The sequence below is a fragment of the Streptomyces sp. NPDC003635 genome (assembly GCF_053587635.1).
The window spans coordinates 1-26,149 of sequence record NZ_JBSFOK010000054.1; the positions used below are offsets into that span (position 1 = coordinate 1).

The 26,149-nt window shown below is 67.5% G+C and carries 35 protein-coding genes; 34 read left to right on the forward strand and 1 reads right to left on the reverse strand.

The genetic code is table 11. From position 1 onward, the window contains the following. The 33 genes from ACWDRW_RS34350 to truA form a co-directional block, all read left to right on the forward strand. Positions 1 to 4,413: DUF6531 domain-containing protein (locus tag ACWDRW_RS34350; RefSeq protein WP_451730559.1), on the forward strand; the 4,413-nt coding region annotated here is incomplete at its 5' end. Further along, complete coding sequence (locus ACWDRW_RS34355) at positions 4,410 to 5,018, forward strand: hypothetical protein (protein ID WP_451730562.1); 609 nt, start codon at positions 4,410 to 4,412, stop codon at positions 5,016 to 5,018. The genes ACWDRW_RS34350 and ACWDRW_RS34355, both read left to right, overlap by 4 nt. Before the next feature lie 541 nt (positions 5,019 to 5,559). Beyond that, entirely contained in the window at positions 5,560 to 5,868 is a 309-nt protein-coding gene (gene rpsJ / locus ACWDRW_RS34360; RefSeq protein WP_003948644.1) for a 30S ribosomal protein S10, read from the forward strand. Positions 5,869 to 5,885: 17 nt separating this feature from the next. Further along, entirely contained in the window at positions 5,886 to 6,530 is a 645-nt protein-coding gene (gene rplC / locus ACWDRW_RS34365; RefSeq protein WP_387508150.1) for a 50S ribosomal protein L3, read from the forward strand. Positions 6,531 to 6,538: 8 nt separating this feature from the next. Beyond that, on the forward strand, positions 6,539 to 7,195 hold the full coding sequence (rplD, locus tag ACWDRW_RS34370) for a 50S ribosomal protein L4 (protein ID WP_451730565.1): 657 nt from the start codon (positions 6,539 to 6,541) through the stop codon (positions 7,193 to 7,195). After that, positions 7,195 to 7,614, forward strand: a complete 420-nt coding sequence (rplW, locus tag ACWDRW_RS34375; protein ID WP_451730568.1) for a 50S ribosomal protein L23 — start codon at positions 7,195 to 7,197, stop codon at positions 7,612 to 7,614. The genes rplD and rplW overlap by 1 nt, the downstream gene beginning before the upstream one ends. Positions 7,615 to 7,652: 38 nt before the next feature. Continuing rightward, on the forward strand, positions 7,653 to 8,489 hold the full coding sequence (gene rplB, locus ACWDRW_RS34380; protein WP_059192905.1) for a 50S ribosomal protein L2: 837 nt from the start codon (positions 7,653 to 7,655) through the stop codon (positions 8,487 to 8,489). A 12-nt stretch (positions 8,490 to 8,501) separates the two neighbouring features. Then, a complete protein-coding gene (gene rpsS, locus ACWDRW_RS34385) occupies positions 8,502 to 8,783 on the forward strand; it encodes a 30S ribosomal protein S19 (protein ID WP_010036728.1) in 282 nt (93 codons plus the stop codon). Between the two features lie 44 nt (positions 8,784 to 8,827). Continuing rightward, entirely contained in the window at positions 8,828 to 9,175 is a 348-nt protein-coding gene (gene rplV, locus ACWDRW_RS34390; protein ID WP_019329637.1) for a 50S ribosomal protein L22, read from the forward strand. Next, positions 9,175 to 9,999: a 30S ribosomal protein S3 gene (rpsC, locus tag ACWDRW_RS34395; protein ID WP_152771823.1), complete on the forward strand. Its 825-nt coding sequence runs from the start codon at positions 9,175 to 9,177 to the stop codon at positions 9,997 to 9,999. The genes rplV and rpsC overlap by 1 nt, the downstream gene beginning before the upstream one ends. A 5-nt stretch (positions 10,000 to 10,004) precedes the next feature. Next, positions 10,005 to 10,424: a 50S ribosomal protein L16 gene (gene rplP, locus ACWDRW_RS34400; RefSeq protein ID WP_009327094.1), complete on the forward strand. Its 420-nt coding sequence runs from the start codon at positions 10,005 to 10,007 to the stop codon at positions 10,422 to 10,424. After that, entirely contained in the window at positions 10,424 to 10,648 is a 225-nt protein-coding gene (gene rpmC, locus ACWDRW_RS34405; RefSeq protein ID WP_059079052.1) for a 50S ribosomal protein L29, read from the forward strand. The genes rplP and rpmC overlap by 1 nt, the downstream gene beginning before the upstream one ends. After that, a complete protein-coding gene (gene rpsQ / locus ACWDRW_RS34410; protein ID WP_385843353.1) occupies positions 10,645 to 10,929 on the forward strand; it encodes a 30S ribosomal protein S17 in 285 nt (94 codons plus the stop codon). The genes rpmC and rpsQ overlap by 4 nt, the downstream gene beginning before the upstream one ends. A gap of 107 nt (positions 10,930 to 11,036) precedes the next feature. Further along, positions 11,037 to 11,405: a 50S ribosomal protein L14 gene (gene rplN, locus ACWDRW_RS34415; protein WP_003998823.1), complete on the forward strand. Its 369-nt coding sequence runs from the start codon at positions 11,037 to 11,039 to the stop codon at positions 11,403 to 11,405. A 2-nt stretch (positions 11,406 to 11,407) separates the two neighbouring features. Beyond that, positions 11,408 to 11,731, forward strand: a complete 324-nt coding sequence (rplX, locus tag ACWDRW_RS34420; RefSeq protein WP_269661072.1) for a 50S ribosomal protein L24 — start codon at positions 11,408 to 11,410, stop codon at positions 11,729 to 11,731. Then, complete coding sequence (gene rplE, locus ACWDRW_RS34425; RefSeq protein WP_189958138.1) at positions 11,731 to 12,288, forward strand: 50S ribosomal protein L5; 558 nt, start codon at positions 11,731 to 11,733, stop codon at positions 12,286 to 12,288. Before rplX ends, rplE begins: the two co-directional genes overlap by 1 nt. A gap of 5 nt (positions 12,289 to 12,293) precedes the next feature. Beyond that, positions 12,294 to 12,479 (forward strand): type Z 30S ribosomal protein S14, encoded by a 186-nt coding sequence (locus ACWDRW_RS34430; protein ID WP_003948630.1) that lies wholly within the window; start codon positions 12,294 to 12,296, stop codon positions 12,477 to 12,479. Positions 12,480 to 12,692: 213 nt separating this feature from the next. Further along, complete coding sequence (gene rpsH / locus ACWDRW_RS34435) at positions 12,693 to 13,091, forward strand: 30S ribosomal protein S8 (protein WP_451730573.1); 399 nt, start codon at positions 12,693 to 12,695, stop codon at positions 13,089 to 13,091. A gap of 24 nt (positions 13,092 to 13,115) precedes the next feature. After that, positions 13,116 to 13,655 carry a 50S ribosomal protein L6 gene (gene rplF / locus ACWDRW_RS34440; RefSeq protein ID WP_451730576.1) on the forward strand — a complete coding sequence of 180 codons (540 nt, stop codon included), beginning with the start codon at positions 13,116 to 13,118 and terminating at the stop codon, positions 13,653 to 13,655. 3 nt (positions 13,656 to 13,658) lie between these two features. Beyond that, a complete protein-coding gene (gene rplR, locus ACWDRW_RS34445) occupies positions 13,659 to 14,042 on the forward strand; it encodes a 50S ribosomal protein L18 (RefSeq protein WP_055632352.1) in 384 nt (127 codons plus the stop codon). A gap of 38 nt (positions 14,043 to 14,080) precedes the next feature. After that, positions 14,081 to 14,686: a 30S ribosomal protein S5 gene (rpsE, locus tag ACWDRW_RS34450; RefSeq protein ID WP_009190144.1), complete on the forward strand. Its 606-nt coding sequence runs from the start codon at positions 14,081 to 14,083 to the stop codon at positions 14,684 to 14,686. 2 nt (positions 14,687 to 14,688) lie between these two features. Then, positions 14,689 to 14,871, forward strand: coding sequence for a 50S ribosomal protein L30 (gene rpmD, locus ACWDRW_RS34455; RefSeq protein WP_003974250.1), 183 nt, complete (start codon positions 14,689 to 14,691; stop codon positions 14,869 to 14,871). Between the two features lie 2 nt (positions 14,872 to 14,873). After that, a complete protein-coding gene (rplO, locus tag ACWDRW_RS34460; protein ID WP_014674382.1) occupies positions 14,874 to 15,329 on the forward strand; it encodes a 50S ribosomal protein L15 in 456 nt (151 codons plus the stop codon). A 234-nt stretch (positions 15,330 to 15,563) separates the two neighbouring features. Further along, on the forward strand, positions 15,564 to 16,877 hold the full coding sequence (secY, locus tag ACWDRW_RS34465; protein WP_451730580.1) for a preprotein translocase subunit SecY: 1,314 nt from the start codon (positions 15,564 to 15,566) through the stop codon (positions 16,875 to 16,877). Then, positions 16,877 to 17,539 carry an adenylate kinase gene (locus ACWDRW_RS34470; RefSeq protein WP_451730583.1) on the forward strand — a complete coding sequence of 221 codons (663 nt, stop codon included), beginning with the start codon at positions 16,877 to 16,879 and terminating at the stop codon, positions 17,537 to 17,539. The genes secY and ACWDRW_RS34470 overlap by 1 nt, the downstream gene beginning before the upstream one ends. Positions 17,540 to 17,643: 104 nt before the next feature. Further along, positions 17,644 to 18,480: a type I methionyl aminopeptidase gene (map, locus tag ACWDRW_RS34475; RefSeq protein WP_451730586.1), complete on the forward strand. Its 837-nt coding sequence runs from the start codon at positions 17,644 to 17,646 to the stop codon at positions 18,478 to 18,480. A gap of 141 nt (positions 18,481 to 18,621) precedes the next feature. Beyond that, positions 18,622 to 18,843, forward strand: coding sequence for a translation initiation factor IF-1 (gene infA, locus ACWDRW_RS34480; protein ID WP_003948620.1), 222 nt, complete (start codon positions 18,622 to 18,624; stop codon positions 18,841 to 18,843). A gap of 59 nt (positions 18,844 to 18,902) precedes the next feature. Further along, positions 18,903 to 19,016, forward strand: coding sequence for a 50S ribosomal protein L36 (gene rpmJ, locus ACWDRW_RS34485; RefSeq protein ID WP_003998809.1), 114 nt, complete (start codon positions 18,903 to 18,905; stop codon positions 19,014 to 19,016). A gap of 190 nt (positions 19,017 to 19,206) precedes the next feature. After that, positions 19,207 to 19,587 (forward strand): 30S ribosomal protein S13, encoded by a 381-nt coding sequence (rpsM, locus tag ACWDRW_RS34490; RefSeq protein ID WP_451730588.1) that lies wholly within the window; start codon positions 19,207 to 19,209, stop codon positions 19,585 to 19,587. 66 nt (positions 19,588 to 19,653) lie between these two features. After that, positions 19,654 to 20,058, forward strand: a complete 405-nt coding sequence (rpsK, locus tag ACWDRW_RS34495; protein WP_003956432.1) for a 30S ribosomal protein S11 — start codon at positions 19,654 to 19,656, stop codon at positions 20,056 to 20,058. Positions 20,059 to 20,210: 152 nt separating this feature from the next. After that, on the forward strand, positions 20,211 to 21,233 hold the full coding sequence (locus ACWDRW_RS34500) for a DNA-directed RNA polymerase subunit alpha (RefSeq protein ID WP_003966937.1): 1,023 nt from the start codon (positions 20,211 to 20,213) through the stop codon (positions 21,231 to 21,233). Positions 21,234 to 21,318: 85 nt separating this feature from the next. Next, complete coding sequence (gene rplQ, locus ACWDRW_RS34505) at positions 21,319 to 21,819, forward strand: 50S ribosomal protein L17 (protein ID WP_451730591.1); 501 nt, start codon at positions 21,319 to 21,321, stop codon at positions 21,817 to 21,819. A 71-nt stretch (positions 21,820 to 21,890) separates the two neighbouring features. Beyond that, on the forward strand, positions 21,891 to 22,733 hold the full coding sequence (truA, locus tag ACWDRW_RS34510) for a tRNA pseudouridine(38-40) synthase TruA (protein ID WP_451730594.1): 843 nt from the start codon (positions 21,891 to 21,893) through the stop codon (positions 22,731 to 22,733). Between the two features lie 39 nt (positions 22,734 to 22,772). Here the strand turns inward: truA and ACWDRW_RS34515 are convergent, their stop codons facing one another. Beyond that, positions 22,773 to 24,578 (reverse strand): glycine-rich protein, encoded by a 1,806-nt coding sequence (locus tag ACWDRW_RS34515; protein WP_451730597.1) that lies wholly within the window; start codon positions 24,576 to 24,578, stop codon positions 22,773 to 22,775. A gap of 172 nt (positions 24,579 to 24,750) precedes the next feature. On the opposite strand from ACWDRW_RS34515, the gene ACWDRW_RS34520 reads away from it, so the two are divergent. After that, on the forward strand, positions 24,751 to 26,145 hold the full coding sequence (locus ACWDRW_RS34520; protein WP_451730599.1) for a polysaccharide deacetylase family protein: 1,395 nt from the start codon (positions 24,751 to 24,753) through the stop codon (positions 26,143 to 26,145). Positions 26,146 to 26,149: the final 4 nt, after the last annotated feature.

Here is a 26,149-nt window from a genome sequence, read left to right on the forward strand (position 1 = left end):
ATGGCGGGGGAGTCGACCCTCGCGGAGTGGGCGGGCAAGTCGGCGGAGGTGTTCAAGGAGGACTTCGCCGATGTCCCGAAGAACCTCAGGAAGCTGAAGAAGTCGTACGAGTTGTGCGGTGACGCTCTGGCCGATTACTGGCCGAAGCTGGAGCGTGCGCAGGCTCTCGCCGACCGTGCGTTGGCGAAGGGGCGTGAGGCGCAGTCGGACCTGTCCTCCGCCAAGTCCCGCTTGGCCAAAGCCGATTCGTGGGTGACGCGGGCCGGCAAGGAAGCCGACAAGTACAAGGACGACCCGACGGGGAGCAAGTCGGCTGAGAAGCCGGATGAGGCGAAGGTCCGGGCGGCGACGCGGGACGTCCAGAACGCCGAGTCCGCGCAGTCGAACGCCCGGGGCGATGTCGCGGACGCGCAAGGTGCGCTGGACGCGGCGAAGAAGATGGCCGAGGACGCGCGGAAGATGCGCGAGGAGGCCGCCCGGACAGCGAAGTCGAAGATCGACGAAGCCTCCGACGCGGGGATCCAGAACCGGTCGTGGTGGGAGGACGTCGGCGACTGGTTCGTCGACAACTGGGACACCATCGTCGCGGTCTGCAAGGTCGTCGTGGCGGTGCTCGGGATTGTCGCGATGATCATCGGTGGGCCGATCCTGGGTGTGATCGTGCTGGTGGCGGCGCTGGTCGTCCTCGCGGACACGCTCTACAAGTACTCACAGGGCCGGGCGTCCCTGTGGGACGTGGCGTTCGCCGCGCTGGACTGCATACCCGGCATGAAGGGCCTGACCACGCTCGGCGGCCTGGCCAAGGGCCTCAAGGCCTTCGGCAAGACCGGACTCAAGGGCATGGCCCTTGGGGTGAAGGGCCTCGGCAAGACCAGCCGCGCGTTCGGTCGGCAGATGAAACAGCTGTTCAAGCGGGGCGATCCGGTCGACATGGCTACCGGCGAGATGGTCATGTCCGCCACCGACGTCTCATTGGACGGCATGCTCCCGCTCCTCTTCGAACGGCACTACCGCACGGGCTCCCAAGGAGGAAGCCTCCTGGGGCATCGCTGGACGTGCACGCTCGACCAGCGGCTTGTGCTGGACGCGACCGGCGTGAGGTTCATGGTCGACGACGGCATGATTCTGGTCTATCCGGTGCCGGAAAGGGACGTACCCGTGCTGCCGGTGGACGGGCCGCAGTGGCCCATGAGCTGGGACGGCACACCCGACGGCGAGGTCACGGTGCACCGGCCCGGAACCGGTCGGACGCTCGCCTTCCGGCCGGTGCCGGGCCGCCGTTCCACCGAGCTCGCCCTGGTCGCCGTCAGGGACCGCAACCGCAACGAGATCACGGTCGCCTACGGGGCCGACGGCTTCCCGACGGGGATGCTCCACCACGGTGGCTATGAGATAGGTGTGACCTGCGAGAACGGCAGGATCAGCACCCTGGCCCTGCACAGTGCTCCGGAACGCCCCGTCCTCATGCGCTACGGCTACGGCGCGGACGGTGAACTCGCCGAGGTCATCAACTCCTCCGGTCTGCCACTCCGCTACTTCTACGACGAGCGTCGGCGCATGACCGGCTGGGAGGACCGCAACGGCGTCTGGTACCGCTTCGAGTACGACGAGGCCGGACGCTGCACGGCCGGGCGGGGCCGCGACGGACTCCTGGACTACACCTTCGAGTACGACGACGAAGCGCTGCGGACCACCGCCACGGACTCGCTCGGCAGCGCCACGGTCTACCAGTTCAACAACGCCCTCCAGCTGATCGCCGAGACCGATCCCCTGGGTCATGTCGTCCGGCAGGAATGGAACGAGCGGGACCAACTCATCGCGCGCACCGACCCCTTGGGTCGCACGAGCCGCCTGGAGTGGGACCCGGCCGGCAACCTCACCGCTGTGCACCTGCCGGACGGCTCGTCGTCGTCGGCCCGCTACAACGAACTCAACCTGCCTGTGGAGCTGACGGGGTACGACGGGAAGGTGACGCGGCAGGAGTGGGACGAGCGGGGCAACTGCACAGCCGTCACGACCCCCGACGGCGGCACCACGCGGTTCACCCGGGACGGCACCGGTGCCCTCGTCTCCCTCACCGACCCGCTGGGTTCCGTACAGCTCTTCACCAACAACGCGGCCGGACAGCCGCTCGCCGAGACGGACCCGCTCGGCGCCGTCTGGCACTACACCTACGACCCCTTCGGGCGGCACGCCACGGTCACCGATCCCATCGGCGCGACGACGGAGACGACCTGGACCGTAGAAGGGCACCAGGCGACCCGCCGAGACCCGGACGGCACAGGCGAAGCCTGGACGTACGACCCGGAGGGCAACTGCGTCTCCCACACGGACGCGCTCGGTCAGGTCACCCGGTTCACCTACGGCGGTTTCGATCTGCTCACCTCACGGACGACAGCCGACGGAGTCCGGTACGCCTTCTCGCACGACACCGAGCTGCGCCTCACCCAGGTCACCAACCCGCATGGCCTGACCTGGGACTACACCTATGACGAGGTCGGTCGTACGGTCGCGGAGACGGACTTCGAGGGCCGGACCGTGACCTACAGCTACGATGCCGCCGGACAGCTCACGGGCCGTACCAATCCCCTGGGACAGTCCACGGCCTTCCGGTACGACAGTGTCGGCAACCAGGTGGAGAAGACCGTCGACGGCCACGCCACCACGGTCTTCGCCCATGACGCGGTGGGCCGTCTGCTGAGCGCCACGGGCCACGACGCCACCCTCACCTACACCTATGACGCCGCGGGCCGCATCACGGGCGAGACGATCGACGGGCGTACGGTGACGACGACGTACGACGCGCTGAACCGCCCCACCCGCCGTACGACACCGAGCGGTATCACCACCGACTACGCCTACGACGTGGCGGGCAACCGCGCTGTACTCACCGCGGCCGGACGGGCCCTCGCCTCCACCCACGACGCGGTGGGCCGGGAGACCACCCGCCGGCTGGGCGCCACCGGGCTTGTCCTCACCCAGAGCTGGGACAGCGAGGACCGACTCGCCGCCCAGGCCCTCCTGGCACCGCACTCCGCAAGCCCGCTGAAGCAGCAGACGTACACCTACCGGGCCGACGGCTGCGTGACGGCACTGGACGACCGGCGCACGGGGCGCCGCACCTACGACGTCGACCCGGCGGGACGGATCACCGCGGTCCGGGCGGCGGACTGGAGCGAGTCCTACGCGTACGACGCGACCGGAAACCAGACCTGGGCCTCCTGGCCGGAACGGCACGCCGTTCCGGAGGGGCGCGGCGCGCGGACGTACGAAGGCAACCGGGTCTCACGCGCCGGTTCCGTGCACTACGAGTACGACGCCGCGGGCCGTGTGATCGTGCGTCGCAGGACCCGGCTCTCCCGCAAGGCGGAGGTCTGGCGGTACACCTGGGACGGCGAGGACCGCCTCACCGCGGTGACCACGCCCGACGGGACGGCCTGGCACTACCGCTACGATCCCCTCGGCCGCCGGGTGGCCAAGCAGCGGCTGGGAGCGGACAGCACGACGGTGGTCGAGGAGACCCGGTTCAGCTGGGACGGGCCGCACCTGGTCGAACAGACCACACGCACCGCTGACGGCCCGCAGGAGCACACCCTCACCTGGGACCGCGAGGGAACGACCCCGGTCACCCAGACAGAGCGCACCGTTCTGGCCGACGCCCCCCAGGACGTGATCGACGAACGCTTCTACGCCATCGTCACCGACTCCGTCGGCACCCCCACCGAACTCGTCGCCGAGGACGGCTCCTTCGCCTGGCGCGCGGACGCCACTCTCTGGGGCCTGCCAGGACCCGCGCCGGACGCGACCGCGCACACCCCGCTCCGCTTCCCCGGCCAGTACTACGACGAGGAGACAGGGCTCCACTACAACTACTTCCGCCACTACGACCCGGTCACGGCGGCCTACGTCAGCCCCGACCCGCTGGGTATGGACGCGGGTCCCAACCCTCGGCGCTACAGTCTCAACCCGCTCCTGTGGATCGACTACCTGGGCCTCCTCACCTGTCGCCAGAACGCCAGGCGGCTGAAGAGGAATATGAAGCGTGAGGGGCGAAGGGTGCCACGCGGCCATGCCGCCGCTCATCTCGTTCCGTCGGGCGGGACCATGGGTCACTGGGCCCCGGGAGCCCGCAGCCGTGCTCTGCTGGAAAGGTATGGAGTCGATGTCAACGACGCAGCCAACGGAATCCCGCTGGGTCATCCGAGCCCGCACAACTTCACCCACCGCGAGCCCTTCCTGCGCCGCGTCAACGAACACCTCGAGCAGGTCGTGCGCGACGGCGTCGACCAGGGCATGGGTGCTCGCGCCCTGCGGTCCCAGATCCGTCAGGAACTCCGCAACATCGGTCGACAGGTCGAAGGGGAGCTCGCCGGCGGCCAGCCGGGGCCCGGTGCGTACTGGACGGCGCCATGATGTCTGAGCCCTCCCACGAGCCCCTCGCCGTGTACCGGCTGATGCCGAGCATGAAGGAGTTCCGGACCCTTTCCCTGGAGGAGTTCGCTCACCGCAGGCTGATCCGCTGGCTGCGCACCGGGGCCACCGAGGATCTGCCGGAGTCGCTGCGCGCCGAATGGGTCGGCAATCCTCGGCTGCGCCGGACCGAGTTCCCCTGCGGATATCCCGGCGCACCGGTGTTCAGCCGCCGGGTCGCCGGTCTGCTGGGCGACGACATCAGGGCGGCGGGTCGTCAGCTCCCGGTGTACCCCGAAGACGCGGACCCCGACGCGGAACCGCCCTATCTGCTCCAGCTCGCCGAGCGGATCGTCGACTGCGTCGATCCACGCAGGTCCTCGAAGCCCAAGAAGGGCACGGGCCAAATGAAGATCACCGTCTTCCGCCCCGACGCCCTCCCGGCACACCTTCCCGCCTTCCGCGTGCCGGAGTTCCCGGGCGGCGTCCACTGGAACGGCTGGGCGGTGGGACGCCTGACCGCCATCCTCGGCGACGACCTGGAGGCCCGCCTGATCTGGTCGGAGGACAGGGCACGGACGCCTCATCCGGCGCCCTGGGGATTCTGAGGAGTCGAGGAGTCCCGCGAGGCAGGGACTGGGCGTGGCAGCCGCCATGATCCTCGGCAGTGCTCGCGCCGGGATGTGCAGGACCGCGGACCCAGGCCCATCGTGCGACGGGGATCAGCAGCCCTTTGTTTGACCTGCGTCACTCCCGGGGTATTCTCTCCGGCTCGATTGGCCAGGCCCCTGCCCCATATGGCAGACTGTCGGAGTTGCTCGGTCGAGTGTTGATGCTGCGCGCCTCCCGCCGGGAGGACCGAAAGCGAGTCCCACAGTACTCGTCGCCCTAACTGCCACACGGCAGCGCTGGGGCGGACGTACGGGAATCTTTCGGGAAGTGTCAGTGCGGCACCGGCCAGGCACCCGGTGGGCCTCCTAGCCCCCGGCTCGCGGTTCCGGAAGGGCCGTGCTCCCAAGCAGGGGATGTTCGAACAAGGGGCATCTGTGTCAGCGGGAGTGCGACACGCCCGACCGCGTGGGTCGGAGGGGCGGGAGTCAGGAACACCGGGTACCGGAGCGTTACGAGACAAAGGACTACTGAGTAGCCATGGCGGGACAGAAGATCCGCATCCGGCTCAAGGCCTACGACCACGAGGTCATCGACTCCTCGGCGAAGAAGATCGTCGAGACGGTGACCCGCACTGGTGCGTCGGTCGCGGGCCCGGTGCCGCTGCCCACTGAGAAGAACGTGTACTGCGTCATCAAGTCGCCGCACAAGTACAAGGACTCGCGCGAGCACTTCGAGATGCGCACGCACAAGCGCCTGATCGACATCCTCGACCCCACCCCCAAGACCGTTGACTCTCTGATGCGACTCGACCTCCCGGCCGGTGTCGACATCGAGATCAAGCTCTGAGGGTCGGTGATCTGAGAATGGCTAAGCAGATCAAGGGCATCCTGGGCGAGAAGCTCGGCATGACGCAGGTGTGGGACGAGAACAACCGTGTTGTTCCGGTCACCGTCGTCAAGGCCGGCCCCAACGTCGTCACCCAGGTCCGTACGAACGACATCGACGGCTACGAGTCGGTCCAGATCGCCTTCGGCGAGATCGACCCGCGCAAGGTGAACAAGCCCCTCAAGGGCCACTTCGCCAAGGCCGACGTCACCCCCCGCCGCCACCTCGTCGAGATCCGTACCGCTGACGCCAGCGAGTACACCCTCGGCCAGGAGATCACCGCCGAGGTGTTCGAGGCGGGCGTCAAGGTCGACGTCACCGGCAAGAGCAAGGGCAAGGGCTTCGCCGGTGTCATGAAGCGCCACAACTTCGGTGGCCTCGGCGCCGGTCACGGCACCCAGCGCAAGCACCGCTCTCCCGGTTCCATCGGTGGCTGCGCCACCCCGGGCCGTGTGTTCAAGGGCCTCCGCATGGCGGGTCGTATGGGCAACGAGCGGGTCACCACCCAGAACCTGACCGTCCACGCCGTTGACGCGGAGAAGGGTCTGCTGCTCATCAAGGGCGCGGTTCCCGGTCCGAACGGCGGCCTCGTCCTGGTCCGCACCGCGGCCAAGGGGGCCTGAGGTAACCGATGAGCACTGTTGACATCCTTTCGCCGGCGGGCGACAAGGCCGGTACCGTCGAGCTCCCCGCGGAGATCTTCGGCGTAGAGAAGATCAGCGTTCCGCTGCTTCACCAGGTCGTCGTCGCGCAGCTGGCCGCTGCCCGTCAGGGCACGCACAAGACCAAGACCCGTGGCGAAGTCCGTGGTGGTGGCAAGAAGCCTTACCGCCAGAAGGGCACCGGCCGCGCCCGTCAGGGTTCGACCCGCGCGCCGCAGTTCGCCGGTGGTGGCGTCGTGCACGGTCCCGTGCCGCGTGACTACTCGCAGCGGACCCCGAAGAAGATGAAGGCCGCGGCCCTGCGCCACGCCCTCACCGACCGGGCCCGCAACAACCGCATCCACGTCGTCTCCGGCGTGATCGAGGGCGAGACCCCCAGCACCAAGGCCGCCAAGAGCCTGTTCGGCAAGATCTCGGAGCGCAAGAACCTGCTCCTGATCGTCGAGCGCGCCGACGAGGCCGCGTGGCTGTCCGCCCGCAACCTGCCCCAGGTCCACATCCTGGAGCCGGGCCAGCTGAACACGTACGACGTTCTCGTCTCGGACGACGTGGTCTTCACCCAGGCCGCGTTCGAGTCCTTCGTGTCGGGCCCGAAGGCCAATGACACCGAAGGGAGCGAGGCCTGATGGCTATCCGTCACCCCGCTATTGCCTCCAAGGCCGCCAAGGCCGCCAAGGCCGCGCGCGTCGCCAAGGCGCGTCGCCACGCCGCGGAGGGCAAGAACACCGTCGAGACCCCGCTGAGCAAGTCGTTCACGGACCCCCGTGACATCCTGCTCAAGCCGGTCGTCTCCGAGAAGAGCTACGCGCTTCTCGACGAGGGCAAGTACACGTTCATCGTGGACCCGAGCGCCAACAAGACCCAGATCAAGCAGGCCGTCCAGGCGGTCTTCCAGGTCAAGGTCACCGGGGTCAACACGATCAACCGCCAGGGCAAGCGCAAGCGGACCCGCACCGGCTTCGGCAAGCGTGCCGACAGCAAGCGCGCGATCGTGACCCTTGCCGAGGGCGACCGTATCGACATCTTCGGCGGTCCGACCGCGTAAGCGGGTCGGATCGTCCGATATCGGACGAGGACTGAGAAATGGGAATCCGCAAGTACAAGCCGACTACGCCGGGCCGTCGTGGCTCCAGCGTCGCCGACTTCGTCGAGGTCACGCGGTCCACGCCGGAGAAGTCGCTGGTCCGCCCCCTGCACAGCAAGGGCGGCCGTAACAACGCCGGTCGTGTGACCGTTCGCCACCAGGGTGGCGGACACAAGCGCGCCTACCGCGTGATCGACTTCCGTCGTCACGACAAGGACGGCGTGCCGGCGAAGGTCGCGCACATCGAGTACGACCCCAACCGCACCGCGCGCATCGCGCTGCTGCACTACGCCGACGGCGAGAAGCGCTACATCCTCGCCCCGCGCAACCTGCAGCAGGGTGACCGCGTCGAGAACGGTCCCGGGGCCGACATCAAGCCGGGCAACAACCTGGCCCTCCGCAACATCCCGGTCGGTACCACGATCCACGCGATCGAGCTCCGTCCCGGTGGCGGTGCCAAGTTCGCCCGCTCCGCCGGTGCCTCCGTGCAGCTGCTCGCGAAGGAGGGCCAGATGGCTCACCTCCGCATGCCCTCCGGTGAGATCCGCCTGGTCGACGTGCGCTGCCGCGCCACGGTCGGCGAGGTCGGCAACGCCGAGCAGAGCAACATCAACTGGGGCAAGGCCGGCCGCAAGCGCTGGCTGGGCGTCCGCCCGACCGTCCGCGGTGTGGCGATGAACCCGGTTGACCACCCGCACGGTGGTGGTGAGGGCAAGACCTCCGGTGGTCGCCACCCGGTCTCCCCGTGGGGTCAGAAGGAGGGTCGTACTCGTTCGCCCAAGAAGGCGTCGAACAAGTACATCGTCCGCCGCCGCAAGACGAACAAGAAGCGCTAGGAGCGGGTTTAGATGCCGCGCAGTCTCAAGAAGGGGCCCTTCGTCGACGACCACCTGATCAAGAAGGTGGACGCCCAGAACGAAGCCGGCACCAAGAACGTCATCAAGACCTGGTCCCGTCGCTCGATGATCGTCCCGGCCATGCTCGGCCACACGATCGCGGTGCACAACGGCAAGACCCACATCCCGGTGTTCGTCACCGAGTCGATGGTCGGCCACAAGCTCGGCGAGTTCTCGCCGACGCGCACCTTCCGGGGTCACGTCAAGGACGACCGGAAGTCGAAGCGCCGCTAGTAGCGGATCGCATTCAGACACGTAAGTAACTGAGAGGGACAACCATGGAAGCCAGGGCCCAGGCGCGGTACATCCGCGTCACGCCCATGAAGGCCCGCCGCGTGGTGGACCTGATCCGTGGCATGGACGCCACGGAGGCTCAGGCTGTTCTGCGATTCGCTCCGCAGGCAGCCTCCGTGCCGGTCGGCAAGGTGCTCGACAGCGCCATTGCCAACGCCGCGCACAACTACGACCACACCGACGCCGACAGCCTCTACATCTCCGAGGCGTACGTCGACGAGGGCCCGACCCTGAAGCGGTTCCGGCCGCGCGCCCAGGGCCGTGCCTACCGGATCCGCAAGCGGACCAGCCACATCACCGTGGTCGTCAGCAGCAAGGAAGGAACCCGGTAATGGGCCAGAAGGTAAACCCGCACGGGTTCCGGCTCGGCGTCACGACCGACTTCAAGTCGCGTTGGTACGCCGACAAGCTGTACAAGGACTACGTCAAGGAAGACGTCGCCATCCGTCGGATGATGACGTCCGGCATGGAGCGCGCCGGCATCTCGAAGGTTGAGATCGAGCGCACCCGTGACCGCGTGCGGGTGGACATCCACACCGCTCGCCCGGGCATCGTCATCGGCCGCCGCGGCGCCGAGGCCGACCGCATCCGCGGTGACCTGGAGAAGCTGACCGGCAAGCAGGTCCAGCTGAACATCCTCGAGGTCAAGAACCCGGAGACCGACGCTCAGCTGGTGGCCCAGGCCGTCGCCGAGCAGCTCTCCTCCCGCGTCTCCTTCCGTCGGGCCATGCGCAAGAGCATGCAGTCCGCCATGAAGGCCGGCGCCAAGGGCATCAAGATCCAGTGCGGTGGCCGCCTCGGTGGCGCCGAGATGTCCCGCTCGGAGTTCTACCGCGAGGGCCGCGTGCCCCTGCACACGCTCCGCGCGAACGTGGACTACGGCTTCTTCGAGGCCAAGACGACCTTCGGCCGCATCGGTGTGAAGGTCTGGATCTACAAGGGCGATGTCAAGAACATCGCCGAGGTCCGCGCCGAGAACGCTGCGGCCCGTGCGGGTAACCGCCCGGCGCGCGGTGGCGGCTCCGACCGCCCGGCCCGTGGTGGCCGTGGTGGCGAGCGGCGCGGTCGCAAGCCGCAGCAGGCTGCCGGTTCCGAGGCCCCCAAGGCCGAGGCTCCCGCCGCCGCTCCGGCTGAGAGCACCGGAACGGAGGCCTGACCGACATGCTGATCCCCCGTAGGGTCAAGCACCGCAAGCAGCACCACCCGAAGCGCTCCGGCGCTGCCAAGGGCGGCACGCAGGTTGCGTTCGGCGAGTACGGCATCCAGGCGCTCACCCCGGCGTATGTGACGAACCGCCAGATCGAGGCCGCTCGTATCGCCATGACGCGTCACATCAAGCGTGGTGGCAAGGTCTGGATCAACATCTACCCGGACCGTCCCCTCACCAAGAAGCCTGCCGAGACCCGCATGGGTTCCGGTAAGGGTTCTCCGGAGTGGTGGATCGCCAACGTCAAGCCCGGACGCGTGATGTTCGAGCTGTCGTACCCCAACGAGAAGATCGCCCGTGAGGCGCTGACTCGTGCGGCCCACAAGCTGCCGATGAAGTGCCGGATCGTCAAGCGCGAGGCAGGTGAAGCGTGATGTCGGCCGGTACCAAGGCGTCCGAGCTGCGCGAGCTGGGCAACGAGGAGCTGCTGAACAAGCTCCGCGAGGCCAAGGAAGAGCTGTTCAACCTCCGCTTCCAGGCGGCCACGGGTCAGCTCGAAAACCACGGTCGGCTGAAGGCCGTCCGTAAGGACATCGCGCGGATCTACACCCTGATGCGCGAGCGTGAGCTGGGCATCGAAACGGTGGAGAACGCATGAGCGAGAGCAACGTGACTGAGAACGCAGAGGCCCGCGGCTTCCGCAAGACCCGTGAGGGTCTCGTCGTCAGCGACAAGATGGACAAGACCGTCGTCGTCGCCGTCGAGGACCGCGTGAAGCACGCGCTGTACGGCAAGGTCATCCGCCGTACGAACAAGCTCAAGGCGCACGACGAGCAGAACGCCGCGGGTGTCGGCGACCGTGTCCTCCTCATGGAGACCCGGCCGCTGTCCGCGACGAAGCGCTGGCGCGTCGTCGAGATCCTCGAGAAGGCCAAGTAATTTCCTGCGGGGGTCATCCCGCAGGTCAGTTCCGCCAGGCTCGGCAGGGGCTCTCCTCGTAACGAGGCGGCCCCTGCCGGGAACCGGCAGACAAACAGGAGATAGACGTGATCCAGCAGGAGTCGCGACTGCGCGTCGCCGACAACACTGGTGCGAAGGAAATCCTTTGCATCCGTGTGCTCGGTGGCTCCGGTCGCCGCTACGCGGGCATCGGTGACGTCATCGTCGCCACCGTCAAGGACGCGATCCCCGGTGGCAACGTGAAGAAGGGTGACGTCGTCAAGGCGGTCATCGTTCGCACCGTCAAGGAGCGCCGCCGTCCGGACGGCTCGTACATCCGCTTCGACGAGAACGCCGCCGTCATTCTGAAGAACGACGGCGACCCTCGCGGCACCCGCATCTTCGGCCCGGTCGGCCGTGAGCTGCGCGAGAAGAAGTTCATGAAGATCATCTCGCTCGCGCCGGAGGTGCTGTAAGCATGAAGATCAAGAAGGGCGACCTGGTCCAGGTCATCACCGGTAAGGACAAGGGCAAGCAGGGCAAGGTCATTGCCGCTTACCCGCGCGACGAGCGTGTCCTGGTCGAGGGTGTCAACCGGGTCAAGAAGCACACCAAGGCCGGTCCGACCGCTCGCGGTTCCCAGGCCGGCGGCATCGTGACCACCGAGGCCCCGATCCACGTGTCCAACGTTCAGCTGGTCGTGGAGAAGGACGGCAACAAGGTCGTCACGCGTGTCGGTTACCGCTTCGACGAAGAGGGCAACAAGATCCGCGTTGCCAAGCGGACGGGTGAGGACATCTGATGGCTACCACCACCACTCCGCGTCTGAAGACGAAGTACCGCGAGGAGATCGCGGGCAAGCTGCGTGACGAGTTCAAGTACGAGAACGTCATGCAGATCCCCGGCCTCGTCAAGATCGTGGTCAACATGGGTGTGGGCGACGCCGCCCGCGACTCCAAGCTGATCGAGGGCGCCATCCGCGACCTCACCACGATCACCGGCCAGAAGCCGCAGGTCACCAAGGCCCGCAAGTCCATCGCGCAGTTCAAGCTGCGTGAGGGTCAGCCGATCGGTGCCCACGTCACGCTCCGTGGCGACCGCATGTGGGAGTTCCTGGACCGCACCCTGTCGCTCGCGCTCCCGCGCATCCGCGACTTCCGTGGTCTGTCCCCCAAGCAGTTCGACGGCCGTGGCAACTACACCTTCGGTCTCACGGAGCAGGTCATGTTCCACGAGATCGACCAGGACAAGATCGACCGTACCCGGGGTATGGACATCACCGTGGTGACCACGGCGACCAACGACGCTGAGGGCCGCGCGCTCCTTCGTCACCTCGGCTTCCCGTTCAAGGAGGCGTGAGCGAGATGGCGAAGAAGGCTCTGATTGCCAAGGCTGCTCGCAAGCCCAAGTTCGGTGTGCGTGGCTACACCCGCTGCCAGCGCTGCGGCCGTCCGCACTCCGTGTACCGCAAGTTCGGCCTGTGCCGCGTGTGCCTTCGTGAGATGGCTCACCGTGGCGAGCTGCCGGGCGTGACCAAGAGCTCCTGGTAATCCCCGCTTTTTAGGGATTCCTGAAGCTCTCGGTAAGCATCTGGGTGGACAGGGGCCCACCCCCGCATGGCTTAGGCTTGTGGGGTTGGGCGCCTGTCACGCCCGTACGACTTACTACGCCGTAGGTCCACCGCGCCGCACCCGTCCCGTCTCGGATCGGGGAGAGGGATGGCGCACCAGGAAACCCCGGCGAGAGAGGCCGAAGGCCAATTCATGACCATGACTGATCCGATCGCAGACATGCTTACGCGTCTGCGGAACGCGAACTCGGCGTACCACGACACCGTGGCGATGCCGCACTCGAAGATCAAGTCGCACATCGCGGAGATCCTCCAGCAGGAGGGCTTCATCACGGGCTGGAAGGTCGAGGACGCCGAGGTCGGCAAGAACCTCGTCCTGGAGCTGAAGTTCGGCCCCAACCGTGAGCGCTCCATCGCGGGCATCAAGCGGATCTCCAAGCCCGGTCTCCGGGTTTACGCGAAGTCCACCAACCTGCCCAAGGTCCTCGGTGGCCTCGGCGTGGCGATCATCTCCACGTCGCACGGTCTTCTGACCGACAAGCAGGCCAGCAAGAAGGGCGTGGGTGGGGAAGTCCTCGCCTACGTCTGGTAGCGGAAGGGAACGGAGGAAACAGCTATGTCGCGTATTGGCAAGCTCCCCATCACGGTTCCCGCCGGCGTGGACGTCACCATCGACGGCCGTACGGTCTCGGTCAAGGGCCCCAAGGGCACGCTGACCCACACCGTCGCTGCGCCGATCGACATCGCCAAGGGTGAGGACGGCGTTCTCAACGTCACCCGCCCCAACGACGAGCGTCAGAACAAGGCCCTGCACGGCCTGTCCCGCACGCTGGTGGCGAACATGATCACCGGCGTGACCCAGGGTTACGTGAAGAAGCTCGAGATCAGCGGTGTCGGTTACCGCGTGACGGCCAAGGGCTCGAACCTCGAGTTCGCGCTCGGCTACAGCCACCCGATCACCGTCGAGGCGCCCGAGGGCATCACCTTCAAGGTGGAGACCCCGACCCGCTTCCAGGTCGAGGGCATCGACAAGCAGAAGGTCGGCGAGGTTGCGGCCAACATCCGCAAGCTGCGCAAGCCCGACCCGTACAAGGCCAAGGGCGTCAAGTACGAGGGCGAAGTCATCCGCCGCAAGGTCGGAAAGGCGGGTAAGTAAGCCATGGCATACGGACAGAAGATCCTGAAGGGCGACGCCTACAAGCGCGCCGCGATCAAGCGCCGTCACATCCGGATCCGCAAGCGGATCTCCGGTACGGCGGAGCGTCCCCGTCTGGTCGTTACCCGCTCGAACCGCCACATCGTGGCCCAGGTGATCGACGACATCAAGGGTCACACCCTGGCGTCGGCGTCCACCCTGGACACCTCGGTCCGCGGTGGCGAGGGCGACAAGTCCGCGCAGGCCAAGCAGGTCGGCGCCCTGGTCGCCGAGCGCGCCAAGGCCGCCGGTGTCGAGGCCGTCGTATTCGACCGTGGTGGCAACCAGTACGCCGGGCGCATCGCCGCCCTGGCGGACGCCGCCCGCGAAGCCGGCTTGAAGTTCTGAGCCGTTCGTAGCTAGCGGAAAAGAGAGAGGTAAATCCAATGGCTGGACCCCAGCGCCGCGGTGGCGGTGCCGGTGGCGGCGAGCGGCGGGACCGGAAGGGCCGTGACGGCGGCGCAGCTGCCGCCGAGAAGACCGCGTACGTTGAGCGCGTTGTCGCGATCAACCGCGTCGCCAAGGTTGTGAAGGGTGGTCGTCGCTTCAGCTTCACCGCGCTGGTCGTGGTGGGCGACGGTGACGGCACCGTGGGTGTCGGTTACGGCAAGGCCAAGGAGGTGCCGGCCGCCATCGCCAAGGGCGTTGAGGAGGCCAAGAAGCACTTCTTCAAGGTCCCCCGTATCCAGGGCACCATCCCGCACCCCATCCAGGGTGAGAAGGCTGCCGGCGTCGTGCTCCTGAAGCCCGCGTCGCCCGGTACCGGTGTTATCGCCGGTGGCCCGGTGCGTGCCGTGCTCGAGTGCGCCGGTATCCACGACGTGCTGTCGAAGTCGCTCGGCTCCGACAACGCGATCAACATCGTGCACGCGACCGTGGAGGCCCTGAAGGGTCTGCAGCGTCCCGAGGAGATCGCGGCCCGCCGTGGTCTGCCGCTCGAGGACGTCGCTCCCGCGGCTCTTCTCCGTGCGCGTGCCGGGGCGGGTGCGTAATCATGGCGCAGCTCAAGATTACGCAGGTCAAGTCCTACATCGGCAGCAAGCAGAACCACCGTGACACCCTGCGCTCCCTTGGTCTCAAGGGCATCAACACGCAGGTCGTCAAGGAGGACCGCCCCGAGTTCCGCGGCATGGTGCACACCGTCCGCCACCTCGTGACGGTCGAGGAGGTCGACTGATCATGGCGGAGCAGAACCCGCTCAAGATCCACAACCTCCGTCCCGCCCCCGGCGCCAAGACCGCCAAGACCCGTGTCGGTCGTGGTGAGGCGTCGAAGGGTAAGACGGCCGGTCGTGGTACCAAGGGCACGAAGGCCCGTTACCAGGTTCCGGAGCGCTTCGAGGGTGGCCAGATGCCCCTCCACATGCGTCTCCCGAAGCTGAAGGGCTTCAAGAACCCGTTCAAGACCGAGTACCAGGTCGTGAACCTCGACAAGCTGGCCGCGCTGTACCCCGAGGGTGGCGAGGTCACCGTCGAGGGCCTCGTGGCCAAGGGTGCCGTTCGCAAGAACAGCCTCGTCAAGGTCCTGGGCCAGGGCGAGATCTCCGTGGCGCTGCAGGTGACGGTCGACGCCGTCTCCGGCTCCGCCAAGGAGAAGATCACCGCCGCCGGCGGTACCGTCACCGAGCTCGTCTGAACACATCAGGCGTCTCGATGACTTGAGCGATCCCGACCGGGGATACCCCACAAATGGGGTATCCCCGGTTGGTCGTTCCTAGGGTGGCAGTCTCGCGGGTAAGGTGGCCTGCACTGCCAACTTTTAACGAGTGCCTCACAAGCGGCACTCGAAGCGGCAGTTGACCGTTACCTAATCGTCGAACCTCAAGACCGTCACCCTTGACGCAGTAGCGCGGGGGTCGCAGGAGGCACCGTGCTCACCGCGTTCGCCCGGGCGTTCAAGACGCCCGACCTGCGCAAGAAGCTGCTCTTCACGCTCGGGATCATCGTGGTGTACCGCGTCGGTACGCACGTCCCGATCCCTGGCGTCGATTACACGTCCGTCCAGCAGTGCGTGGACGAGGCGTCCGGCAACCAGGGCCTCTTCGGTCTGGTCAACATGTTCAGCGGCGGCGCGCTGCTCCAGATCACGGTCTTCGCGCTGGGCATCATGCCGTACATCACGGCGAGCATCATCCTCCAGTTGCTGACCGTGGTGATCCCGCGTCTGGAAGCCCTCAAGAAGGAGGGCCAGGCCGGTACGGCGAAGATCACGCAGTACACGCGTTATCTGACAGTGGCGCTCGCCATCCTGCAGGGCACCGGCCTCGTCGCCACCGCCCGCAGCGGCGCCCTCTTCTCCGGCTGCACGGTCGCCGGCCAGATCGTCCCGGACCGCTCGATCTTCGTGACCGTCACCATGGTCATCACCATGACCGCCGGTACGGCCACGGTCATGTGGCTCGGCGAGCTGATCACCGACCGCGGTGTCGGCAACGGCATGTCGATCCTGATGTTCATCTCGATCGCCGCGACGTTCCCGTCCGCTCTGTGGGCCATCAAGACGCAGGGCACCCTCGCCGACGGCTGGATCGAGTTCGGCACCGTCATGCTTGTCGGCCTGGTCATGGTCGGCCTGGTGGTCTTCGTCGAGCAGGCCCAGCGACGGGTCCCGGTGCAGTACGCGAAGCGCATGATCGGCCGCCGTTCCTACGGTGGAACGTCCACGTACATCCCGCTCAAGGTGAACCAGGCGGGTGTGATTCCCGTCATCTTCGCCTCGTCGCTGCTCTACATTCCGGCCCTGATCGCGCAGTTCTCGAACAGCACCTCGGGCTGGAAATCCTGGATCGAAGCGAATCTCGTCACAGGCGACCACCCGATTTACATCACTCTGTACTTCTTGCTCATTGTTTTCTTCGCGTTCTTCTACGTGGCGATCTCCTTCAACCCCGAGGAAGTCGCCGACAACATGAAGAAGTATGGTGGCTTCATCCCGGGCATCCGGGCTGGCCGACCGACCGCTGAGTACCTGTCGTACGTACTCAACCGGATCACCTGGCCGGGTTCGCTGTATCTGGGTCTGATCGCTCTCGTCCCGACGATTGCGTTGGCCGGTTTCGGCGCCAACCAGAACTTCCCGTTCGGTGGTACCAGCATCCTGATCATCGTGGGTGTCGGACTCGAGACCGTGAAGCAGATCGAGAGCCAGCTCCAGCAGCGCAATTACGAAGGGTTCCTCCGCTGATGCGAATCGTCCTCGTCGGGCCGCCGGGCGCCGGTAAGGGAACGCAAGCCACGCGCCTTGCCGAGAAGCTGAACATCCCGCACATCTCCACGGGCGACCTGTTCCGCGCCAACATCAGCCAGCAGACGGAGCTCGGGAAGCTCGCGAAGTCCTACATGGACGCGGGCAACCTGGTTCCGGACGAGGTCACCATCGCGATGGCCAAGGACCGCATGGAGCAGCCGGACGCCGAGGGCGGCTTCCTGCTCGACGGCTTCCCGCGCAACGTGTCGCAGGCCGAGGCGCTCGACGAGCTGCTGTCGACCGAGGGCATGCACCTCGACGCGGTGCTGGACCTCGAGGCCCCCGAGGAGGAGGTCGTCAAGCGGATCGCCGGTCGGCGCACCTGCCGCAACGACTCCGCGCACGTCTTCCACGTCACCTACAGCCCGCCGAAGAAGGAAGGCGTCTGCGACGTCTGCGGCGGCGAGCTGTACCTGCGGGGCGACGACTCCGAGGAGACGGTCCGCACCCGGCTGGAGGTCTACCACACGCAGACCGAGCCGATCATCGACTACTACAAGACGCAGGGCCTGGTCGTGACGATCGAGGCCATGGGCCCGGTGGACGAGGTCACCGGCCGTGCGCTGGCCGCCCTGAAGCGTGAGGGCGCCGAGAAGTAGGTCCTGGTACGTCGCCGCGGCCGCGGTCCCTTTTATGGGGGCCGCGGCCGCGCCGTATGGTTGACGTAGTCCCTCTTACCGGTCCGAGAAAGGCCCTCGTCCCCATGGTGCAGATCAAGAGCCCCGAGCAGATCGCCAAGATGCGTGAGGCGGGGCTGGTCGTCGCCGCCATTCACGCGGCCACGCGCGAGGCGGCGGTCCCGGGGGCCAGCACCAAGGATCTGGACGAGGTCGCGCGGAAGGTCATCGCCGAGCACGGGGCCAAGTCGAACTTTCTCGGCTACGGCGGCTTCCCGGCCACCATCTGCACGTCCGTGAACGAGGTCGTCGTCCACGGCATCCCCTCCGACGAGGTCGTCCTCAAGGACGGGGACATCATCTCCATCGACGCCGGTGCCATCGTGGACGGCTGGCACGGAGACGCCGCCTTCACCGCGTTCGTGGGGTCGGGTCACGCTCCGGAGCTGATCGAGCTCTCCCGGGTGACCGAGGAGTCGATGTGGGCCGGCATCGCGGCGATGAAGCAGGGCAACCGGCTCGTGGACGTCTCCAAGGCCATCGAGACCTACATCCGCCGCCAGCCCAAGGTCGGCGGCGGTCGCTACGGGATCATCGAGGACTACGGCGGCCACGGCATCGGCACCGAGATGCACATGGACCCGCACCTGCTGAACTACGTCGAGCGCCGACGCGGCAAGGGCCCGAAGCTGGTGCCCGGGTTCTGCCTGGCCATCGAGCCGATGGTCTCGCTGGGCACCCCCAAGACCGAGGTCCTCTCCGACGACTGGACGGTCATCACCACCGACGGCACCTGGTCCTCGCACTGGGAGCACTCCGTCGCGCTCACCGAACAGGGCCCGCTGGTCCTGACCGCCCCGGACTGCGGCAGGGCCAAGCTCGCCGAGTACGGGGTCACCGCGGCCCCGGACCCGCTTGCGTAAGGATCTCCCTTGTGGGGCAGACTTCCTCGATTCGTCTTTCCGGGTGCGCTGACGTAGACTGACTCGTCGGCTCTTGTGTACCCGCATGTCTGCATGCGCTCACACTGAGTCGATCAAGGTAGTCGATTCGAAGGGCGAAGCGTGGCCAAGAAGCAAGGTGCCATCGAGATCGAGGGCACTGTCGTCGAGTCTCTGCCGAACGCCATGTTCAAGGTCGAGCTCCAGAACGGCCACCAGGTCCTGGCACACATCAGCGGCAAGATGCGTATGCACTACATCCGCATCCTCCCTGACGACCGGGTCGTGGTGGAGCTGTCTCCGTACGACCTGACGCGTGGCCGGATCGTCTACCGGTACAAGTAGATCTTGCCCGCGCCCCGGGACTCCCGTGGCGATGGCACTGACCCGGAGAACCTCACCCAATGAAGGTCAAGCCGAGCGTCAAGAAGATCTGCGACAAGTGCAGGGTGATCCGCCGTCACGGCCGGGTCATGGTCATCTGCGAGAACCCGCGCCACAAGCAGCGCCAGGGCTGATCGCAGGCCAATCCCTCTGCACCGCTATCGCAGAGACTTCGCGCGACGCGAGCTGAATATGTTCATACGCAGGACCCAGACCGTGTGTCTGATACCCCCGGCTCGGAGGCCGGGGACCCGGTTCGTACCTGGTACGGCGGTCGGGAACCGGTTCTGCGGAAGACCTCCGAAGATCACCAGGAGCCATTGAATGGCACGCGTTTCCGGTGTTGACATCCCGCGCGACAAGCGCGTGGAGGTCGCCCTCACCTACGTGTTCGGCATCGGCCGGACCCTGTCGCAGGCCACGCTGGCCGCGACCGGCATCGACCCCAACACCCGCGTTCGCGACCTCTCCGAGGAGCAGCTCGTCGCGATTCGTGAGTACGTCGACAACAACATCAAGACCGAGGGTGACCTCCGTCGCGAGATCCAGGCCGACATCCGCCGCAAGGTCGAGATCGGCTGTTACCAGGGTCTCCGTCACCGTCGCGGTCTGCCCGTTCGCGGTCAGCGCACCAGCACGAACGCCCGCACCCGCAAGGGCCCGCGTCGCGCCATCGCCGGCAAGAAGAAGCCGGGCAAGAAGTAGTCCACAGCGGACTTCGCCGTCCAGCGGTCTTCGCTGTAGGACCGACCACCTCCCGTAGGAGTACAGATGCCCCCCAAGGGTCGTCAGGGCGCTGCCAAGAAGGTGCGCCGCAAGGAAAAGAAGAACGTCGCTCACGGCCACGCGCACATCAAGAGCACGTTCAACAACACGATCGTCTCCATCACGGACCCGTCCGGCAACGTGATCTCCTGGGCCTCCGCCGGCCACGTCGGCTTCAAGGGCTCCCGGAAGTCCACGCCGTTCGCCGCGCAGATGGCCGCCGAGTCGGCTGCCCGCCGCGCCCAGGAGCACGGCATGCGCAAGGTCGACGTGTTCGTCAAGGGCCCGGGTTCCGGTCGTGAGACCGCCATCCGTTCGCTCCAGGCGACGGGTCTCGAGGTGGGCTCCATCCAGGACGTCACCCCGACCCCCCACAACGGCTGCCGTCCGCCGAAGCGTCGTCGCGTCTGACGCACGCTGCTTCGAGCAGGCTTCGGGTTCGGGCGGTACGGCTCTGTTGGGCCGTATCGCCCGTACCCTTGTAGTACCCGTGCCTCTCATGGGCGCGGTCTCCGTCGGGCGTCAAATAGCGGGCGTCCACGAAAGAAGGATCTGATCCACACATGCTGATCGCTCAGCGTCCCTCGTTGACCGAAGAGGTCGTCGACGAGTTCCGCTCCCGGTTCGTGATCGAGCCGCTGGAGCCGGGCTTCGGTTACACCCTCGGCAACTCCCTCCGCCGTACCCTCCTCTCCTCGATCCCCGGCGCTGCTGTCACCAGCATCCGGATCGACGGCGTGCTGCACGAGTTCACCACCGTGCCGGGCGTCAAGGAGGACGTCACCGACCTGATCCTCAACATCAAGCAGCTGGTCGTCTCCTCGGAGCACGACGAGCCGGTCGTGATGTACCTGCGCAAGCAGGGCCCGGGTCTGGTCACCGCCGCCGACATCGCGCCCCCGGCCGGTGTCGAGGTGCACAACCCCGACCTCGTCCTCGCCACGCTCAACGGCAAGGGCAAGCTGGAGATGGAGCTCACGGTCGAGCGTGGCCGTGGTTACGTCTCCGCCGTGCAGAACAAGCAGGTGGGCCAGGAGATCGGCCGTATCCCGGTCGACTCGATCTACTCGCCGGTTCTCAAGGTCACGTACAAGGTCGAGGCCACGCGTGTCGAGCAGCGCACCGACTTCGACAAGCTGATCGTCGACGTCGAGACCAAGCAGGCGATGCGTCCGCGTGACGCCATGGCCTCCGCCGGTAAGACCCTGGTCGAGCTGTTCGGTCTCGCGCGGGAGCTGAACATCGACGCCGAGGGCATCGACATGGGTCCGTCGCCGACGGACGCCGCGCTGGCGGCCGACCTCGCGCTCCCGATCGAGGAGCTCGAGCTGACCGTCCGCTCCTACAACTGCCTCAAGCGTGAGGGCATCCACTCCGTGGGTGAGCTCGTCGCGCGCTCCGAGGCCGACCTCCTGGACATCCGCAACTTCGGTGCGAAGTCCATCGACGAGGTCAAGGCGAAGCTGGCCGGCATGGGCCTGGCCCTGAAGGACAGCCCGCCCGGATTCGACCCCACGGCCGCCGCGGATGCCTTTGGCGCCGACGACGACGCGGACGCGGGTTTCGTGGAGACCGAGCAGTACTGATCGGTCGTTGCCGGTGAGCATCCGCTCATCGGGTTCCTGACCCCGGTACCTGACACGGCCGGGGCAGACACACAGGAGAAAGAACATGCCGAAGCCCACCAAGGGTGCCCGTCTGGGCGGCAGCGCCGCGCACGAGAAGCTGCTCCTCGCGAACCTCGCGAAGTCGCTGTTCGAGCACGGCCGTATCACCACCACCGAGGCGAAGGCCCGCCGCCTGCGGCCGTACGCCGAGCGTCTGATCACCAAGGCGAAGAAGGGTGACCTTCACAACCGCCGTCAGGTGCTGCAGGTCATCACGGACAAGGGCATCGTCCACACGCTCTTCACCGAGATCGGCCCGCGCTACGAGAACCGTCCGGGTGGCTACACCCGCATCACCAAGATCGGTAACCGCCGTGGCGACAACGCGCCCATGGCTGTCATCGAGCTGGTCGAGGCGCTGACGGTGGCTCAGGAGGCGACCGGCGAGGCCGAGGCCGCGACGAAGCGCGCGGTCAAGGAAGACGCTCTCAAGAAGGACGAGGCCGTCGAGGCCAAGTCCGACGAGGCCGTCGAGGCCCCCGCCGAGGAGTCCAAGGACGCCTGAGGCTGAGCCTTGCTGAGAACGGGTCCACCCTTCGGGGTGGGCCCGTTCCGCATTGCCGAGAGGATCTCTGTGTGAACGACGACGTACAGAACGGGTTTGTGCGGGTTCGTCTTGATCTGTCGTACGACGGCACCCTGTTCTCCGGATGGGCCAAGCAGGCCGGGGGGCAGCGGACCGTGCAGGCCGAGGTCGAGGACGCGCTGCGGACCGTGACGCGGTCCAAGGAGTCGTACGACCTGACCGTGGCCGGTCGGACCGACGCCGGTGTGCATGCCCGGGGGCAGGTCGCGCATGTCGATCTGCCGGTCGAACTGTGGGAGGAGCACCGGGAGAAGCTGCTGAAGCGGCTTGCCGGGCGGCTGCCCAAGGACGTGCGGGTGTGGGCGCTCAGCGAGGCGCCGGAGGGGTTCAACGCGCGGTTCGCCGCGCTGTGGCGGCGTTACATCTACCGCGTCGGCGATCGGCCCGGGGGTGTGGATCCGCTGCTGCGCAGTCATGTGCTCTGGCACGACTGGGAGTTGGACGTGGACGTCATGGACGCCGCCGCCAAGTCCCTTGTCGGAGAGCATGACTTCGCCGCCTACGCCAAGAAGCGTGAGGGCGCGTCCACCGTCCGGGAGATCTTCGACTTCGATGTGCGCCGGACCGCCGACGGTGTCGTCGAGATCGAGGTCCGGGCCGACGCCTTCTGCCACAACCAAGTGCGGTCCATGGTGGGCGCGTTGCTCTTCGTCGGCGACGGCCACCGGGGCGTGGAGTGGCCGCGGAAGGTCCTCGACGCCCGGGTGCGGGACAGTGCCGTGCATGTCGTACGGCCGCACGGGCTGACCCTGGAAGAGGTCGCCTACCCGGCGCCGGACCAGTTGGCCGAGCGCCAGCGGCAGGCCCGGCGGGTGCGGGGGCAGGTGCACTGAAGGGGGGCCCTGAGTCTCAGGGCCCCCCTCCGGTCCGCGTCAGTCCTGCGTGCGGGTGCGCTTGCGCAGACGGGTCGCGGCCCAGCCGAGGCCGACCAGGGCCGCGGCCGCACCGGCCAGCGTGCCGATGCCCGCGGCGCCGGTCAGGGCCAGGCTGCCCGAGTCGCCCTGGGTGTCGGTGCCGTCCGTGCCGTTCGAACCGCCGGTCGTGGTGTCCGAACCGCCGGACGGACTCGGCGACGGGGACAGGGTCGCGTCCTCCTCGACCACCTCGAGACTGAAGCGGGTCGTGGCCTCGCCGACCGTCGCCACGACGCTGTACGTGCCCGGCTCCTGACCCGCGATCAGCTCCGGGGCCGAGGCCTCTCCGTAGGCGTCGGTGGACACGCTGACGCTGTCCTCGTCGCCGTCGAAGGCCGGGGCGCCCTCGGCCTCGCCCTCCACGGCGAACTCCACCCGGGTGTCCGCGGCCGGGTCACCGCCCTTGGTCACCTTGACGGTGAGCGGCTCGGCGAAGGCCTCGCCGGTCTTGGCCTGCTGCTCGTCGCCGCCGGTGATCTCCAGAACGTGGGACGTCTGGCCGACACGGGCGGTGAACCTGGTCGTGGCCGTACCGGACGTGGCCAGGACCGTGAAACCGCCCTCCTTGGTGTGGGTGACGAGGTCGGGGGTCCGGGCGCGGCCCTGGGCGTCCGTCCACACCTCGACGGTGGGCTTCTCCTCGTCCTGCCACTCCACCCCGAGGTCGTTCGGGTCCTCCAGGGTGAAGGTCACCTTCTGGTCGGGGAGCGGTTCGCCGTCCTTGTTCCGAGCCACGACGACCATGGGGTCGGCGTGGAAGTTCGGCGGGATCGTCTGGTCGTCGCCGGACTCCCGGGACAGCTCGGTCACCACGGGGGCGCCCTTGGGGTCCTTCCACTGGAAGACGACGCGGCCGTCGCCGCCGCGCTCGTTCCAGCCGCCCTGGCCGACGCCGGCGATGTCCGGCTGGAGCTCGTCGAGCGGATCGTGCACCCAGAACGGGTCGTCCTTCGCCGCCGGGTACGGCGTGGTGCTGCTCACCAGGCGTACGTCCGAGGTGCGCTCGGGGTCGACGTAGCTGGAACCGCCGCCGCCGCTGCCACCGTCGGTCTCCACCGCCCGGCCGCCGCCGCCACCGCCTCCCGCGTAGCCCGCGCCGCCACCGCCGGCCCGGGCGCCGCCGTCTCCGCCCGCGCCGCCCTGGGCCTGGTCGGCGCCGGGCTTGCCGCCCTCGCCACCGGCCCCGCCGCCCTGGCCGCCCTTGGCGCCCTTGCCACCGAAGTCCTCGGCCGCGTCGAAGCCCTCGGGAGCACCGCCGCTGCCCGCGGGGCCCAGGCCGCTGTTGCCGTATCCGCCGCCCCCGCCGCCGGCGGCGATGAACAGCGGCGAGCCGTCGGCCGCGCGGACCGCGGTGCTCGCGCCGCCGCTCCCACTGTGGTTGCCCTGACCGGCCTTGCCGCCCAGCGCGTCACCGAAGAGCTTGCCTCGCCCGGCGCGCCAGCCGCCGACGTTCACCGTCAGATGCTCACCGGGGGTGACCTCCAGTGAGCCCCCCACGTACGCGCCGTTCCCACCGGTGGCGAAGCCGTTGCCGTCGCCGCCCATGCCCCAGGCGCGGAAGTCCAACTCCGCGATGCCCGCGGGGACTTGGAAGTCCACGGCGGCGCCGGAGTGATCGAAGATCTTGCAGTGCGTGAAGCCTTCCGTGGGCTGGCACGGCGCCTTGGCGGCAGCCGCGGCCGGGAAGGAACCCCCCAGTCCCAGACCCCCCACGAGCAGTGCGGCCGCGCCGATCGCGCGCAGGCCGACAGAACCCCTCTTCATGTATTCCCCTGTCTCGTCCCACCCCTTGAAAAAACAGGTCAAGACCGAAAACATCAACCTCACCTGTTCTACGGTGAGTTTACTGTCACCGCAGTCACATGGCACACGTGAAATATCAACGTTTTTGACGAACGAGGATGCTTTGAGTAGAGGGAAACGGAATTCCGCTTCGATGGGGCGGCGTTCCGCGTTGCGGGCCATGGGGTTCGGCGGGCTGGTCACGGTCGGTGGGATCGGTGCCCTGGCCACGGCGGACGCGGCCCCGGCCGAGGGTCTCGCGGTGCCGCCGTACGCGCCGACCGGGCGGCGGCCGCGCTACCGGCGGGCGACCTGGAGCCAGCAGTTCCAGTCGGGGCACGGCTGGACCGCGGGCGGGGCGGGCACCGCCTCGTCGAACCCGGCCGACACGGCGGTCTTCACCCGCGGCACGTCCTCGGTCCGGGTGACCACGGCGGGCAGCGGCGTCCAGTCGTACGTCCGCAAGACCGGCATGACCGCGATGAACCTCAGCGGGAAGATGATCCGGCTCATCTTCCGGGTCACCGACACCGCCCACCTCGGCCGCGTCGTCTTCTACCTCGGCGCCAACGGGCTGAAGGACGCCTTCAGCTGGCGGGTGCACAACCACTCGGCGACCGGCGCCAACTACGTGCAGTCGGGGGAGTGGGTCACGGTCCATCTGCAGTGGGCCGACGTCACCGGCGCGTCCGGGGCGTACACGCTCTCCGCGCAGGGCGAGCCGTCCACCAAGACCGGCTTCACCGACATGTCCTTCGCGGTGTACGACGACGCGGCGGCCCCGGTGACGTACCACCTCCAGGCGGTCGAGCTGGTGCCCGACACCGCGGACGTCTTCCCCAAGGGCGTGGTGTCGGTGACCTTCGACGACTCGCACAAGTCGGTACACGACCTGGCGCGCCCGGTCATGGACCCCTTCGGCATACCCGGCACGCTGTACAACATCGCCGACGCGATCGGCACCGGTTCCTTCGTGAGCCTCGCGCAGATGCGCTCGCTGCAGGACTCCTCGGGCTGGGAGATGGCCGGGCACGCCTACGCCAACGCCACGCACACGGCGAGTTATCCCAAACTCACCGCCCAGCAGGTCGACCAGGATTTCGCGCGGCTGAGGGAATGGCTCGTGGGTAATGGATTCACCAGCGAGCACTTCGCCTATCCGCACGGCGCATTTCAGAAGACCACCGACGGAGTTCCCGTCGACGAGCTCGCCACCCGCCACTTCACGACGGCCCGCTCGATCATTTCAGAGACCATCGAGAGCTATGCGCCGGCCATGCCCTACCGGCTGAAGGCACTGACCGGGATCACCGACGCATCGGGCATCGGCGGTACCGCGCTCAGCAAGGTGACCGGCGCGGGCGGGGCACTCGACCGGTGCGCCCGCAGCGGCAGCTGGCTGATCCTCTGCCTCCACAAGGTCGTCGCCGGTACGCCGACGGCGAGCACCGAGATCAGCCAGGCCGGTCTCCGCACGCTGATGACGGAGATCCAGAAGCGCGGCATCGAGGTGCTCACCGTCCAGGAGGCGATGGCGTACTACAGCTGACGGT